Raw genomic sequence first — 15,035 nt, 5'->3', positions numbered from 1 at the left:
AGTGGAGCACTCATGAAAAAGGCAACTCTGCGTTTCTCCCGCCTGGTCGCGGCCCTGGCCCTCGCCGGCATGGCCAGCCACACCCTGGCAGCCGACACCCTGAAGATTGGCCTGGCCGGCCCCAAGACCGGTCCGGTCGCCCAGTACGGTGACATGGAGTTCATCGGTGCCCAGATGGCCATCGAGCAGATCAACAAGGCCGGTGGCGTCAAGGGCAAGCAGCTCGAAGGCGTGGTCTACGACGACGCCTGCGATCCCAAGCAGGCCGTGGCGGTTGCCAACAAGATCGTCAACGATGGCGTCAAGTTCGTCGTCGGTCACCTCTGCTCCAGCTCCACTCAGCCCGCGTCCGACATCTACGAGGACGAAGGCATCCTGATGGTGACCCCGGCGGCCACCAGCCCCGACATCACCAACCGTGGCTACAAGCTGATCTTCCGCACCATCGGCCTGGACAACATGCAGGGCCCGACCGCCGGCAAGTTCATCGTCGAGCACGTCAAGCCGAAGATTGTCGCCGTCATCCACGACAAGCAGCAGTACGGCGAAGGCATCGCCACCGCGGTCAAGCAGACCCTGGACAAGGCGGGCGTCAAGGTCGCCGTGTTCGAAGGCATCAACTCCGGCGACAAGGACTTCTCCTCGCTGATCGCCAAGCTCAAGCAGGCCAACGTGGACTTCGTCTACTACGGCGGCTACCACCCCGAGCTGGGCCTGATCCTGCGCCAGGCCGCCGAGAAGGGCCTGACCGCCAAGTTCATGGGTCCGGAAGGTGTGGGCAACAGCTCCATTTCCGCCATCGCCGGCAAGGCTTCCGAAGGCCTGCTGGTCACCCTGCCGCGCTCCTTCGACCAGGATCCCAAGAACCAGGCCCTGGTGCAGGCGTTCAAGGACAAGAAGCAGGATCCGAGCGGTCCCTTCGTGTTCCCCTCCTACGCCGCCGTGCAGGTCATCGCCGAAGGCATCGAGAAGGCCGGCGACGAGAAGCCCGAGGACGTGGCCAAGGCGCTGCGCAGCAACACCTTCAACACCCCCACCGGCGAACTGGCGTTCGACGAGAAAGGCGACCTGAAGAACTTCGAGTTCGTGGTCTACGAATGGCACGCCGACGGCACCAAGACCGAAGCCAAGTAAGCCCTGCCTGCAAGACCAAAGCCCACTGCCATTACCGGCAGTGGGCTTCGTTTATCCGCCTCCACCCGAGGCCTGGGACCTGCACCAGAAGTGCTCATCGGTCCCCTGGAGACACCCATGCCCGAGTTCTACCACTACCTGCAACAGCTGGTGAACGGCCTCACGGTCGGCAGCACCTATGCCCTGATCGCCATCGGCTACACCATGGTCTACGGCATCATCGGCATGATCAACTTCGCCCACGGCGAGGTGTACATGATCGGCTCCTACGTGGCTTTCATCGCCATCGCGGGCCTCGCCATGCTGGGTATCCACAGCCTGCCCATCGTCATGCTCGCCGCCTTCGCCGCCAGCATCGTCATCGCCAGCGCCTATGGCTACAGCATCGAACGCATCGCCTATCGTCCCCTGCGCGGCGGTAACCGGCTGATCCCGCTGATCTCGGCGATCGGCATGTCGATCTTCCTGCAGAACTGGGTGCTGCTGGCCCAGGACTCCAAGGACAAGTCGATCCCCAACCTGCTGCCCGGCAACTTCATCATCGGCACCGACGCCATGAACGGCGTGGTGATCTCCTACGTGCAGGTGCTGATTTTCATCGTCACCCTGCTCACCATGCTCGGCCTGACCTGGTTCATCTCCCGCTCCCGCCTGGGCCGCGCCTGTCGCGCCTGCGCCGAGGACATCAAGATGGCCAACCTGCTGGGCATCAACACCAACGGCATCATCGCCCTGACCTTCGTCATCGGCGCCACCCTGGCTGCCGTGGCCGCGGTGCTGCTGGGCATCCAGTACGGCGTGATCAACCCGAGCCTGGGCTTCCTGGCCGGGATCAAGGCCTTCACCGCGGCGGTACTCGGCGGCATCGGCAGCATTCCCGGCGCCATGCTCGGCGGCCTGGTGCTGGGCGTGGCCGAGGCCTTCGGCGCCGACGTCTTCGGCGACCAGTACAAGGACGTGGTGGCCTTCAGCCTGCTGGTGCTGGTGCTGCTGTTCCGCCCCACCGGCATCCTCGGTCGCCCGGAGGTGGAAAAGGTATGACTGCCCGTCTGCGAACCGCCTTCTTCAGCGCCTTGCTGGTGCTGGCCGTCGCCTATCCCATCCTCGGCCTCAAGCTGGAAACCGTCGGCGTCAACCTCGAGGTGCATGGTGCCACACCTCGTACCCTCTGGACCGTGGCCCTGGCTGCGGTGCTGATGTTCGTCTGGCAGCTGGTGCGTGACCCGCTCACCGCCGGCTGGCGCCGCAGTGGCGGCATCCAGCTGCCGCAGACCGGCCTGGGCACCAAGCTTACCGAACCCAAGACCCAGCGCTGGGTGATCCTCGCCCTGGTCCTGGTCGCCCTGGTCTGGCCCTTCTTCGGCTCGCGCGGCGCGGTGGACATCGCCACCCTTATCCTGATCTACGTGATGCTCGGCCTGGGCCTGAACATCGTGGTCGGCCTGGCCGGCCTGCTGGATCTGGGCTACGTCGGCTTCTACGCCGTCGGCGCCTACACCTACGCCATGCTCTCCCACTACTACGGCCTGGGCTTCTGGGTCTGCCTGCCGCTGGCGGGGCTGATGGCGGCGCTGTTCGGCTTCCTGCTCGGTTTCCCGGTGCTGCGCCTGCGCGGCGACTACCTGGCCATCGTCACCCTGGGCTTCGGCGAGATCATCCGCATCCTGTTGCGCAACCTCACCGAATGGACGGGCGGCCCCAACGGCATCAGCGGCATCGACAAGCCCACCCTGTTCGGCCTGACCTTCGAACGCCGCGCGCCGGAAGGCATGACGCCCTTCCACGAGTATTTCGGCATCCCCTACAACTCCGAATACAAGGTGATCTTCCTCTACCTGATCGCCCTGCTGCTGGTGCTGCTGACTCTGTTCGTGATCAACCGCCTGCTACGCATGCCCATCGGTCGCGCCTGGGAAGCCCTGCGCGAAGACGAGATCGCCTGCCGCGCCCTGGGCCTGAACCCGACGCTGATCAAGCTCTCGGCCTTCACCCTGGGTGCCTGCTTCGCCGGTTTCGCCGGTAGCTTCTTCGCCGCCCGCCAGGGCCTGGTCTCGCCGGAATCCTTCACCTTCATCGAATCGGCCATCATCCTGGCCATCGTGGTGCTGGGCGGCATGGGTTCCCAGCTCGGCGTGATCCTCGCGGCCATCGTGATGATCCTCTTGCCGGAGCTGATGCGCGAGTTCAGCGAATACCGCATGTTGATGTTCGGCCTGCTGATGGTCGTGATGATGATCTGGCGTCCGCAAGGCCTGCTCCCGATGCAACGCCCGCACCTGGAGTTGCGCAAATGAGCCAAGCCCTTCTCGACGTCACCGGCCTGTCCATGAGGTTCGGCGGCCTGCTGGCCGTCAACGGCGTCAACATCCGCGTGGAACAGGGCCAGGTGGTCTCGCTGATCGGTCCCAACGGCGCCGGCAAGACCACGGTATTCAACTGCCTGACCGGCTTCTACCGCCCCACCGGCGGTGAGATCCTGCTGAACGGCGAGGCCATCCAGGGCCTGCCAGGCCACCGGATCGCCCGCAAGGGCGTGGTGCGTACCTTCCAGAACGTCCTCCTGTTCAAGGAAATGACCGCGGTGGAAAACCTGCTGGTCGCCCAGCACCGTCACCTCAACACCGGCTTCCTGGCCGGCCTGTTCAAGACCCCGGCCTTCCGCAAGAGCGAAGCCGAGGCCATGGAATACGCGCGTTTCTGGCTGGAGCAGGTCAACCTCAGCGAGTTCGCCAACCGTAACGCCGGCAACCTCGCCTACGGCCAGCAGCGACGCCTGGAAATCGCCCGCTGCATGATGACCCGCCCGCAGATCCTCATGCTCGACGAGCCGGCCGCCGGCCTCAACCCGCGCGAGACCGAGGACCTCAAGGCGCTCATCGCCCTGCTGCGCGCCGACCACGGCGTGACCGTGCTCTTGATCGAGCACGACATGCACCTGGTGATGAGCATTTCCGACCACATCGTGGTGATCAACCAGGGTACCCCCCTGGCCGACGGGACGCCGGAGCAGATCCGCAACAACCCCGACGTGATCAAGGCCTACCTGGGCGAATCCTGATGGAGACCTCCATGCTGCAGTTCGACAACGTCTCCACCTTCTACGGCAAGATCCAGGCCCTGCACGGCGTCAGCGTGCAGGTGAACCGGGGCGAGATCGTCACCCTGATCGGTGCCAACGGCGCCGGCAAGTCCACCCTGTTGATGACCCTCTGTGGCTCCCCGCGCGCCCACGGCGGCAGCATCCGCTACGAAGGCGAGGAACTGGTCGGCCAGGAAACCGCGCAGATCATGCGCAAGGGCATCGCCGTGGTGCCGGAAGGCCGCCGGGTATTCGCCCGCCTGACCGTGGAAGAGAACCTGGCCATGGGCGGCTTCTTCACCGACAAGCACGCCTATGACCGCCAGCTGGACAAGGTCCTCGGCCTCTTCCCACGGCTCAAGGAGCGCTACGCGCAGCGCGCCGGCACCATGTCCGGCGGCGAGCAGCAGATGCTCGCCATCGGCCGCGCGATGATGAGCGAGCCGCGCCTGCTGCTGCTCGACGAACCGTCGCTGGGCCTGGCGCCCATCATCATCCAGCAGATCTTCGAGATCATCGAGCAACTGCGCCAGGATGGGGTGACGGTGTTCCTGGTCGAGCAGAACGCCAACCAGGCGCTCAAGCTGGCCGACCGCGGCTACGTGCTGGAGAACGGGCGGATCGTCATGCAGGACAGCGGCGCCGAGCTGCTGGCCAACCCGGACGTGCGCAAGGCCTACCTGGGCGGTTGAGCCTGCGCATCGCGGTCGCTCCTGTTGTGCCGCTACTCTGTTCTATCGCGGCCATGGGCCGCTCCTACAGGTATCGATCCCCCCGTAGGAGCGGCCCATGGCCGCGATAATGCATAGGGAGGAAGCGACCTTATCGGCGCACCGCCATGGCCGCGATAGCGCCCTCAGCCCAAGGCCTCCAGCCGTTGCCGACTGCGCTCGAACCAGTCGCTCAGCGCCTCTGCCACCACCCGCGTGCGCCTGGGCAATCCGCTCTGGTAGGGATGCACCAGGAACAGCGGCTGGCTGGGCGTGCGCCACTCCTTGAGCAGCCAGACCAGCGCCCCGCTGGCCAATTCCTCGTGGACCATGAAGGACGGCAGCCGGGCGATGCCCTGCCCCGCCAGCGCCGCCTGCTTGAGCAGGCTGTAGTGGTTGCAGGCCAGGCTGGGCGCCACCTGGACACGGCTGAGTCGATGTTCCCGGTGATAGAGCCAGACATCGCCCTCGACATAGTGGTTGTTCACCAGGCAGCGGTGCTCGAGCAGCACCTCGGGCCTGTCCGGTGACGGGCGATCCTGCAGATACGCGGGCGCGGCACAGGTCACCTCCTGCATGGCGAACAGCGGACGGGCCACCAGGCGCTCGTCCGGCTCCACCCGCGCGCGGATGGCCAGGTCGAATCCCTCCGCCACCAGGTCGCGATAGCCGTTGTCCAGCACCAGGTCCAGCTGGATGGCGGGGTGGGCGGCGCGGCAGGCCAGCAGCACCTCGAAGAAGGTATAGCCGAGGGACACCGGCACCGTCAGGCGGACCTGCCCAGCCGCCTCCTCGCGCAGCCGGGCCACGCTCTGCAGCGCCCGTTCGCGTTGCCGTACCAGGGCCTGGGCTTCGGGCAAGAGTGCCCGGCCAGCCGTGGTGGGATCGAGCCGGCGGGTAGTGCGGTGCAACAGGGTGGTTTCCAGACGCGACTCCAGCGCCCGGATGCGCTTCGACAATTGCCCCTTGCTGCACCCGAGTCGCTCGGCAGCGCGGGTGAAGCTGCCGCTTTCGCACAGGATGGCGAAGGCGGCGAGATCGGCGAAGTCATCCTGCATCGTTTCCTCCTGGAAACACTGGATTGCCAATTAGACGATTTATCAGGGCAATGCCTCATTCTAGGCTGGAGACTCCTTTCCCTACATGGAGCCATCCCATGAAAATCATCCTTGTCGGTGCCAGCGGTACCCTTGGTAGCGCCATCGCCGAGCGCCTCGGTAGCCGCCACGAGCTGATCCGCGTCGGCCGCCAATCCGGCGATCTGCAGGTCGACATCACCCAACCGGATTCCATCCGCGCCCTGTTCGCCCAGGTGGGTCGTTTCGATGCCCTGATCAGCGCCGTGGGTTCGGTGACCTTCGCCCCCTTCGTCGAGATGACCCCCGAGGCCTATCAGAAAGGCCTGCAGGACAAACTCATGGGCCAGGTCAACCTGGTGCTTCTTGGCCAGGACCAGGCTGCCGAGGGAGCCTCCTTCACCCTGACCACCGGCATTCTCAGCGAGCACCCCATCGCTCAGGGCAGCTCGGCGGCCATGGTCAACGCGGCGCTGGAAGGCTTCGTCCGTGGTGCCGCCATCGAGTTGCCCCGCGGTCAGCGCCTCAATGCAGTCAGCCCGACGGTGCTGCAGGAGTCCCTGGGCCACTACGGCGACTTCTTCCGCGGCTTCAAGGCGGTATCGGGTGCCGAGGCGGCCCTGGCCTACGAACGCAGTGTGGAAGGACGGGAAACCGGCAAGACTTATCGCGTCTGGTAAGTCCTTGAGCTCGCGGCGCTGTCTGAGTAACGTGTGCCCACCTCAGTCGGAGTCCTGCGATGCCAGCGCCGCGTGCCATCTTTCCCCTTGCCCTGCTCGGCCTCCTTGGCGGCTGCAGCCTGTTCCAGAGCGACGACACCCCGCGTGCACCGGGCGGCGAGCGCCTGCAGGGCGATCTGCGCTGGAGCGGTGACCAGTTGCTGTTCCGCCCCTGCCAGGAACAGCGTTTCTTCGACGTCACCGACGCCAACAACACCGCCATCCTGCGCGATGCCCACGAGCTGGCGGCCGATAGCGGCGCCGCCTCGCTGTTCGCCGATCTGCGCGGCCAGGTGAAGTCCGGGGGCCGGGACGGCGCCCAGGGCGTCTTCGCCGTCACCGACGTCTATCGTGTGCAATACACCGGTCCCGGCTGCAGCGATCCCAACTTCAAGCGCACCGCGATGAGCGCCGGGGGCCATGGCCCGGACTGGAGCGTCCAGGTCAGCAACCAGGGCATGCTGGTCAGCACCGGCGGCGAACCGCGGCGCGCCCTGCCTTACCTGCAGGAAGAGCTGCCTGGCGGCATGCGGGCGCTGTCCACCGAAGCCAATGGCGAAAAGGTCGAGCTGTGGATCAATCCGCGCCGCTGCGTGGACGGTCGTACCGGGACCGTACAGTCGCTGCAGGCCGAACTGCGCATCAATGGCGAGACCTGGCAAGGCTGCGCCTTCTACGGGGGCGCGGGCAACCCCGGCTAGCCGGCGGCTTTTCGCGCCAATAGCGCGATCCCCTTGGCATCTCCCTCTTTACGTTCAGCGGCGCGGGCGCCAGCGGGCTAGTCTGGCCGCGCCGTGGCATCATCCGTTATGTTCACCCGCCAGTCGTGTCGATCCGCGAGGCGAAGGCACAGGAAGGCTCATCCAGCCAGGGTCCAGGCATGCATCCATCGTCATCGTCCCGCAGCGCGCCGCCTCGTCGTCGGGGGCTCACCCTCATCCTGCGGCTATTCCCGGCGCTGTGCCTGTTGCTGCTGGGCCTCATCGGCCTGGGCTGCTACCTGCTGGTGGACAACGCCATACGCCAGGACGCCAGCGTCGCCGAGCATACCGAGCGCGGCGTCAGCCGCACCTTCACCCGTCTCGACGAGGAAGTGGCGCGCAACATCATCGACTACAGCAAGTGGGAGGAAGGCTATCGGCGACTCCACCTGACCCTGGACCGGGACTGGGCCTTCGAGCAGAACAACCTCGGCCCGGCGCTGTTCAAGGTCTATGGCTACGAAGGGGTGCTGGTGTTCGACGGCCAGGACCGACCTCGCTACCGGCTGCTCGACGGCGAACTCGCCGAACCGACGGCGCCCTGGCTGGAGGGCAACGTCACCGGCCTGCTGGCCGCGGCCCGCAGCGCCGATGGTCGTGCAGGCAGCGTCTCCGGCATCCTCAGCGTCGGCGGGGTACCGGCCCTGGTGGCCGCCGCCGCCATCACCCCCGGTGACCAGGCCAGCGACCGCGCAACGGACGCACCGCTGTCGGTGCTGGTCTTCGTCGACCTGCTGAGTCCGGCGAAACTGGCCGAACTCAGCGCAGCCAACGGCCTGCCGCCCCTGAGCGCGACCACCACGCCCGCTGAAGGCCGCGCCAGTTGGCAATTGCCGGGCTCCGGCTTCCAGCTGACCTGGCGACCACTACGCCCCGGCCTGTGGCTGATGCAGCAGACCCTGCCGCTGTTCGGTGGTGGCGTGCTGATCCTGTTGCTGGGCCTGGTCTGGCTGCTGCGCCAGGCGCTGGTGTCGGCACGGCAGCTGGATGCCCAGTACGACGACCTGCTGGCCAGCCGCAGCGAACTGGCCATCGGCGAACGGCGTTTCCGCGATATCGCCGAGGCCACGTCGGACTGGCTCTGGGAAGTCGACGCCGCGCTGCGCCTGGTCTATGTCTCGGAGCGCTTCGCCGAGGTCACCGGCGAAGCCGCCGAACGCTGGCTGGGCCGGCCGCTCGCCGAATTGCTCACCCCCCATGCCGACACCCTCGCCCATTGGCTGGCCGGGCATCATCATGAGCGCAAGCCGCGGCCGCCGCTGATCTGCCACTACCTGGACGGCGCCGGTCGCGAAAGGACCTGTCGCGTGGCCGCCCGGGCGATTCCCGAGGGCGGCTACCGGGGCACCGTCACCGACCTCACCGACGAGATCGAGGCCCTGGCCCAGGTCCAGCACCTGTCCTGGCACGATCCCCTGACCGGCCTGCCCAATCGCCATCGCCTGCACCAGTTCCTGGCGACGCACCTGGAAGGCCCGGAACCGCAGCCCCTGGCCCTGCTCAGCCTGGACCTGGATCGTTTCAAGACGGTCAACGACGCCCTGGGCCATGCCGCGGGTGACCAGGTGCTGCAGGAGGCGGCGCAGCGGCTGCGCCAGAACGTCACCGCCTCCGACCTGGTCGCGCGCCTGGGTGGCGACGAATTCTGCGTGGTGCTCGGCGGCGAACGGGCGCCTGAGGCCATCGCCGACCTCTGCCGACGGCTGGTGGAACAGCTGCGCCAGCCGTTCCGGCTCGGCGAGCAGCGGGTGTTCATCGGCAGCAGCATCGGCGTCGCCCTGGCCCCGCGCGATACCGGTATCCCTGCCGAATTGCTGCGCCTGGCCGACATCGCCCTCTACCAGGCCAAGACCTCCGGCCGCGGCACCTGGCGTTTCCACGAACCGGCGATGAACGAGGAGGTACTGCTGCGCCGCCAGCTGGAGCAGGATCTGCGGCAGGCGCTCCGTGACGACCAGCTCAGCCTCCACTACCAACCCCGGCGGCGACTGGCCGACGGCGCCCTCAGCGGCTTCGAGGCCCTGGTGCGCTGGGAACACCCGACCCAGGGCCTGCTGGAACCCCTCGACTTCCTCGCCCTGGCCGAGGATGCCGGCCTGGCACAGCGGCTCGGCCAGTGGGTGCTGGAAACCGCCTGTCACGACGCCCAGGGCTGGCCGGAGCATCTCTCGGTGTCGGTGAACCTGTCGCCCCAGCAATTCCATGCCAACGAAGACCCGGTGCAGAGCGTGGCCGAGGTGCTCTATCGCAGCGGCCTGCCGCCCCGGCGCCTGGAGCTGGAGCTGACCGAACGCACCCTGCTCGATCCGGCGACGGACATCTCCAACACCCTGGCCGCGCTCAAGGGCCTGGGCGTGCGCCTGTGCCTGGACGATTTCGGTTCCGGGATCTGCTCCCTGGCCTATCTGCGCCGCTACCCGCTGGATGGCATCCGCATCGACCGCAGCCTGATCGAGAAGCGCGACCGCGCCCCGGAAGACTGCGCCCTGGTGCGTGCCCTCATCGACCTGGGTCGCTCCCTGGGCCTGCAGGTGACGCTCAAGGGCGTGGAAGACGCCGACCACCTGCGCCTGCTGCAGCGCCTGCCGGCGGACGAGATCCAGGGCTTTCATTGCGGCCAACCGCTACCGGCGAATCGCCTGGGTGTCTGGCTGGAAGAGCCGGCCCCGGTACAGCCCTAGCGTTCGGCCATCACGTTGCCCTCGCCGCTCGCCCCGCGCCGCTGGTTGCGGTCGTCGCGCGGGGTGACGCCGAAGAAGTTGCGGTAGGCGCTGGAGAAGTGCGGGCCCGAGGAAAAGCCGCAGGACAGCCCGATCTGGATGATGGACTTGCTGGTCTGAGTGAGCATCTTGCGTGCCCGGTTCAGTCGCAGCTCCAGGTAGTACTGGCTGGGCACCCGCGCCAGGTACTGCTTGAAGATGCGCTCCAGCTGCCGGCGCGACACGCAGACGTGCTGGGCGATCTCGTCGGTGGTCAGCGGTTCCTCGATGTTGGCTTCCATCAGCATCACCGCCTGGGTCAGCTTGGGATGGCTCGACCCCAGGCGATTCTTCAGCGGAATGCGCTGCCGCTCGCTGCCCTCGCGCAGGCGCTCGACGATCAGCTCCTCGGCGATGGCACCGGCCTGTTCGGCGTCGCGGTCGCGACCGATCATGGCCAGCAGCAGATCGAGAATGGCCAGGCCGCCGCAGGCGGTCAGGCGGTCGCGGTCCCATTCGTAGAGATGATGGGTGGCGATGACCTTGGGATGCTGCTCGCTGAATTCCTCCAGCCAGCGCCAGTGCACGGCGGCGCGATGGCCGTCGAGCAGCCCCAGCTGGGCCAGCACCTGCACGCCTGCGGAAAAGCCACCCATGACCACCCCGGCCCGAGCGCTCTGGCGCAGGGCGGCGGCCAGGGGCGGCGGCAAGGCACGCGGTGGCTCGTCGGCCAGCACGAACAGGCGATCCAGCCGCTCCAGCTGGCCCTCCCAATGGCCACCCGGCAGGCGCGGCTGCAAGTCGCTGGCGACCTGCAGGAAACGCACCTCGTAGGGCGTATCGCTCGAATGGCGAGCGGCGAGTTCCAGCGCTTCCTCGACCAGGCCCACGGTCAGCGGACGGACGTCGGGCCAAAGCAGAAAGGCGATGCGGGTGGTCATCTAACGTCTGGCTTCCTGTCGAGAGCGGCGATGGCGGACCGATCCAGGGACCGCGCACCGGAAGACCCTTGTGGGGTGGAGGGCATGGTACGCCGGCGCGTTGCCCCTGTCCCGGCCTTTGCACCGGTGGCGGATCGACGTGCCCGCCGACCCGCCGGCTGGCGCGATTCTAGACCCAGCCAGGCGACGGCGGCTTTTACCCTGGCGACAACTCCTTACAGGACCGGCGCGCCCAAAAAGAAACCGCCCGCTACCGGGGGGTAGCGGGCGGCGCGGGGCGCAGCTGGATCAGGCGACGGCCTGGTTCATCTGCTTGTGGGTACCGACCAGGTGCTGGACCACGCCCGGATCGGCCAGGGTGGAGATGTCACCGAGGGCGTCGTATTCGCCCACGGCGATCTTGCGCAGGATCCGCCGCATGATCTTGCCGGAGCGGGTCTTCGGCAGGCCCGGCGCCCATTGGATGACGTCGGGCGTGGCGATGGGGCCGATCTCCTTGCGCACCCACTGCTTGAGTTCCTGGCGCAAGGCCTCGCTGCCCTCCTCGCCCTGGTTGAGGGTGACGTAGACATAGATGCCCTGGCCCTTGAGGTCGTGGGGCATGCCCACCACCGCGGCCTCGGCCACCTTGGGATGGGCCACCAGGGCGCTCTCGATCTCGGCGGTGCCCATGCGGTGGCCGGAGACGTTGAGCACGTCGTCGACGCGACCGGTGATCCAGTAGTAGCCGTCCTCGTCGCGCCGGGCGCCGTCGCCGGTGAAGTACATGCCCTTGAAGGTCTTGAAGTAGGTGTCGACGAAGCGGTCGTGGTCGCCATAGATGGAGCGCGACTGGCCCGGCCAGGAATCGAGGATCACCAGGTTGCCTTCCACGGCGCCGTCGAGCAGGTTGCCTTCGTTGTCCACCAGCGCCGGCTGGATGCCGAAGAAGGGCCGGGTCGCGGAGCCGGGCTTCTGGCCGATGGCGCCGGGCAGCGGGCTGATGAGGATGCCGCCGGTCTCGGTCTGCCACCAGGTATCGACGATGGGGCAGCGCTCTTGGCCGACGGTCTTGTAGTACCAGTGCCAGGCCTCGGGGTTGATGGGCTCGCCCACCGAACCGAGCAGCCGCAGGCTGCTGCCGTCGATGCCACGCATGGCGGCGTCGCCCTGGGCCATCATGGCGCGGATGGCAGTGGGCGCGGTGTAGAGGATGTTGACCTTGTGCTTGTCCACCACCTGCCCCATGCGGGTGACATCCGGGTAGTTGGGCACGCCTTCGAACAGCAGGGTGGTGGCGCCGTTGGCCAGGGGACCGTAGACGATGTAGCTGTGGCCGGTGATCCAGCCGACGTCGGCGGTGCACCAGTAGACCTCGCCGGGGCGATAGTCGAAGACCCGCTCGTGGGTCAGGGCGGCGTAGGTCAGGTAGCCACCGGTGGTGTGCAGGATGCCCTTGGGTTTGCCGGTGGAGCCGGAGGTATAGAGGATGAACAGCGGCGCCTCGGCGGACATCTCCTTGGGCTCGCAATGTTCCGGGGCCACCGAGGTGATGTCCTCGTACCAGACGTCACGGTGGCGGTGCCAGGCGATGTCGGCGCCCGTGCGCTTGCAGACGATGACCTTGTGCACCGAATGGGTAGCCGGGTTGGTCAAGGCCTCGTCGACGTTGGCCTTGAGCGGGATCTTGCGACCGCCGCGCACGCCTTCGTCGGCGGTGATCACCAGCTTGGACTGGCAGTCGCTGATGCGGCCGGCCAGGGATTCGGGCGAGAAGCCGCCGAATACCACCGAGTGCACGGCGCCGATGCGGGCGCAGGCCAGCATGGCCACAACCGCCTCGGGGATCATCGGCATGTAGATGGTCACCACGTCGCCGCGGTGGATGTCCTGGCCGCGCAGGGCATTGGCCAGTTGGCAGACCTCGCGGTGCAGCTCGCGGTAGCTGATATGACGGCTGTCGGCGGGATCGTCGCCTTCCCAGATGATGGCGGTCTGGTCGCCACGGGTTTCCAGGTGCCGATCCAGGCAATTATAGGAGGCGTTCAGGGTGCCGTCGGCGAACCACTGGATATCGACGCGATGGTCGTCGAAGGACGTCTGCTTGACCCGGCTGAAGGGCTTGATCCAATCCAGGCGCTGGGCCTGCTCGCGCCAGAAGCCATCGGGATTGAGGATGGACTGCTGGTACAGGCGACGATAGGTGACCTCGTCGGTCAGGGTCCGGGAAGCGACTTCCGCGCGGACCGGGTAAAAGGCGGCACTCATGGGACGATCTCCTCGGCGGGAAACTGTTGTTCTTGTTGTCGTCCGTTGTACGGCGCGTATCCGCTTCGAGCCATTCGACCATGGTCGGACGGGACGCCGGGAGTTGACTGGCGGGTCTGCTACTCTGGGCGCCTCACCCTCTATGCCCGCCGGAGCATCCATGGCCGATCTCGCCCACTCCCATTGCGTTCCCTGCCGTTCCAACGAACCCGCGCTGAGCGAGGCCGCCAGCGCCGAGCTGCTCAAGGCGGTCCCCGGCTGGACCCTGGTGGAACGCGAGGGCATTCCGCGCCTGGAACGACGCTATGCCTTCGGCAACTTTCTGGAGGCCCTGGACTTCACCAACAGGGTCGGCCGGGAAGCCCAGGACGAAGACCATCACCCGGCCCTGCTCACCGAGTGGGGCGGCGTGACGGTGAGCTGGTGGACCCACAACATCGGCGGCCTGCACCGCAACGACTTCATCATGGCGGCGCGCACCGATGCCGTTGCCCTGGCGGCCCAGGCCTAAGATTCTGCTCAACGGCTCGCGAGCGAGACGACGGGGCCGCCCAGGCGGGGCTGGCGACCCAGGCCATTCTCAACGCCGCTTGGCCGACGCACAGCAGACCTCTTATCGCGGCCATGGGCCGCTCCTACGGGATAGAGCGGTGCCTGTAGGAGCGGCCGCATCGGCGGACCGCCATGGCCGCGATAAGGACAGTTACGCCTACAGTCAGAACATCATCGTAGAAACATAAGCATCGCCATGATCGCTAAGGCCTAAGGAAGCGGATCGGACCCGCGCTCCGGTTTACGGGTGCTAAACGAGCATGGCGACGGGACCGCCCAGGCGGGGCTGGCGGCCCAGGCCATTTTCAACGCCGTTTGGCCAACGCGCAGCAGACGTTGAACAGGCTCTACGCCTCAAGCGCTGGCCTCGACCAGCCCCGCAGCATGCACGAAGCACAGCTTGTTGCCCTCCGGATCGCGGCAATAGGCGGCGTAGAAGTCCGCGCCATAGCCGGGGCGCACCCCGGGCGCCCCTTCGTCGCTGCCGCCCAGTTGCAGGGCGCGGTGCCAGGCCGCCTCCACGGCCGCCGGCGTAGGCGCGGCAAAGCTCACCTGGACGCCATTGCCCCAGGAGGCCGGCAGGCCGTTGAACGGCAGTTGCACATAGAATTGCGGCCATGCCCGCCCCGGGCGCTGCCAGCCGCAACCGGGCGGGCCGCCGTCGTCTTCCAGCGGCATCCGCACCAGACCGAGTTCGTGCAAAACGCTGTCATAGAATCCAATCAGGCGCTCCAGATCGCGCGCGCCTACCTGTACATGGCTGAACATGGGCTCTCTCCCGCTTGCAGGGGCCATCAGGCCACGGTAGACCAGTCCGCCGCGGCTGCCTATCGGCTCGACAAGCCTGGTTCGGACGGTTAGCGTGGCGGCCTTTACCTTTGACGACATGCCCATGAATCTGCGCAACCTCCCCCGCCTGACCAAGATCGGTCTGGTCTTCTTCATCCTCGGCCTGCTGGGCGTGGCCTTCGCCCTCTACGGCCTCTACCAGGGGCCCCGCCCTGCCGACCCCGGCGCGATCCGCAGCCTGCTGTTCGCGGCGGGGCTGCAGTTGACCGGCTACGTGCTGCTCAACCGCAATCGCTTTCGCTTCATGTTCGGCCGACGCAAGGACTGA

The 15,035-nt window shown here is 67.0% G+C and carries 14 protein-coding genes; 10 read left to right on the top strand and 4 right to left on the bottom strand.

All coding sequences use genetic code 11. The annotated features are described in order from the left end of the window. Window positions 1-12: 12 nt before the first annotated feature. The 5 genes from AR540_RS03360 to AR540_RS03340 all read left to right on the top strand — a co-directional run bounded on the left by AR540_RS03360 (window position 13) and on the right by AR540_RS03340 (window position 4,905). The gene (locus tag AR540_RS03360; protein WP_059226431.1) at window positions 13-1,134 is read left to right on the top strand and encodes a branched-chain amino acid ABC transporter substrate-binding protein; all 1,122 of its coding nucleotides are present in this window, start codon (window positions 13-15) and stop codon (window positions 1,132-1,134) included. A gap of 117 nt (window positions 1,135-1,251) precedes the next feature. Continuing rightward, window positions 1,252-2,175 (top strand): high-affinity branched-chain amino acid ABC transporter permease LivH, encoded by a 924-nt coding sequence (gene livH, locus AR540_RS03355; RefSeq protein ID WP_059226430.1) that lies wholly within the window; start codon window positions 1,252-1,254, stop codon window positions 2,173-2,175. Then, window positions 2,172-3,428 carry a high-affinity branched-chain amino acid ABC transporter permease LivM gene (locus tag AR540_RS03350; protein WP_059226429.1) on the top strand — a complete coding sequence of 419 codons (1,257 nt, stop codon included), beginning with the start codon at window positions 2,172-2,174 and terminating at the stop codon, window positions 3,426-3,428. Before livH ends, AR540_RS03350 begins: the two co-directional genes overlap by 4 nt. Further along, window positions 3,425-4,192 carry a high-affinity branched-chain amino acid ABC transporter ATP-binding protein LivG gene (livG, locus tag AR540_RS03345; RefSeq protein ID WP_059226428.1) on the top strand — a complete coding sequence of 256 codons (768 nt, stop codon included), beginning with the start codon at window positions 3,425-3,427 and terminating at the stop codon, window positions 4,190-4,192. The genes AR540_RS03350 and livG overlap by 4 nt, the downstream gene beginning before the upstream one ends. A gap of 11 nt (window positions 4,193-4,203) precedes the next feature. Then, on the top strand, window positions 4,204-4,905 hold the full coding sequence (locus AR540_RS03340) for an ABC transporter ATP-binding protein (RefSeq protein WP_059226427.1): 702 nt from the start codon (window positions 4,204-4,206) through the stop codon (window positions 4,903-4,905). A 164-nt stretch (window positions 4,906-5,069) separates the two neighbouring features. Here AR540_RS03340 and AR540_RS03335 read toward each other — a convergent pair whose 3' ends face one another. After that, window positions 5,070-5,981, bottom strand: coding sequence for a LysR family transcriptional regulator (locus AR540_RS03335; protein ID WP_059226426.1), 912 nt, complete (start codon window positions 5,979-5,981; stop codon window positions 5,070-5,072). 98 nt (window positions 5,982-6,079) lie between these two features. On the opposite strand from AR540_RS03335, the gene AR540_RS03330 reads away from it, so the two are divergent. The 3 genes from AR540_RS03330 (at window position 6,080) to AR540_RS03320 (ending at window position 10,160) form a co-directional block, all read left to right on the top strand. Then, the gene (locus AR540_RS03330) at window positions 6,080-6,679 is read left to right on the top strand and encodes a short chain dehydrogenase (protein ID WP_059226425.1); all 600 of its coding nucleotides are present in this window, start codon (window positions 6,080-6,082) and stop codon (window positions 6,677-6,679) included. A gap of 59 nt (window positions 6,680-6,738) precedes the next feature. Further along, window positions 6,739-7,419, top strand: a complete 681-nt coding sequence (locus AR540_RS03325) for a hypothetical protein (protein WP_059226424.1) — start codon at window positions 6,739-6,741, stop codon at window positions 7,417-7,419. Window positions 7,420-7,598: 179 nt separating this feature from the next. Then, a complete protein-coding gene (locus AR540_RS03320; protein WP_059226423.1) occupies window positions 7,599-10,160 on the top strand; it encodes a bifunctional diguanylate cyclase/phosphodiesterase in 2,562 nt (853 codons plus the stop codon). On the opposite strand, the gene AR540_RS03315 is transcribed toward AR540_RS03320, so the two are convergent. Next, window positions 10,157-11,119 (bottom strand): GlxA family transcriptional regulator, encoded by a 963-nt coding sequence (locus tag AR540_RS03315; protein ID WP_059226422.1) that lies wholly within the window; start codon window positions 11,117-11,119, stop codon window positions 10,157-10,159. The genes AR540_RS03320 and AR540_RS03315 overlap by 4 nt on opposite strands. Before the next feature lie 288 nt (window positions 11,120-11,407). After that, the gene (acs, locus tag AR540_RS03310; protein WP_059226421.1) at window positions 11,408-13,366 is read right to left on the bottom strand and encodes an acetate--CoA ligase; all 1,959 of its coding nucleotides are present in this window, start codon (window positions 13,364-13,366) and stop codon (window positions 11,408-11,410) included. A gap of 160 nt (window positions 13,367-13,526) precedes the next feature. On the opposite strand from acs, the gene AR540_RS03305 reads away from it, so the two are divergent. Continuing rightward, window positions 13,527-13,877, top strand: coding sequence for a 4a-hydroxytetrahydrobiopterin dehydratase (locus AR540_RS03305; protein ID WP_059226420.1), 351 nt, complete (start codon window positions 13,527-13,529; stop codon window positions 13,875-13,877). 395 nt (window positions 13,878-14,272) lie between these two features. Here the strand turns inward: AR540_RS03305 and AR540_RS03300 are convergent, their stop codons facing one another. Next, complete coding sequence (locus AR540_RS03300) at window positions 14,273-14,686, bottom strand: VOC family protein (RefSeq protein ID WP_059226419.1); 414 nt, start codon at window positions 14,684-14,686, stop codon at window positions 14,273-14,275. 124 nt (window positions 14,687-14,810) lie between these two features. Between AR540_RS03300 and AR540_RS03295 the strand changes: the two genes are divergently transcribed. Continuing rightward, a complete protein-coding gene (locus tag AR540_RS03295) occupies window positions 14,811-15,035 on the top strand; it encodes a hypothetical protein (RefSeq protein WP_059226418.1) in 225 nt (74 codons plus the stop codon).

The organism is Pseudomonas sp. EpS/L25 (assembly GCF_001512295.1).
Lineage (GTDB): Bacteria > Pseudomonadota > Gammaproteobacteria > Pseudomonadales > Pseudomonadaceae > Chryseomonas.
This window is presented reverse-complemented; position numbering and strand designations above follow the sequence as displayed.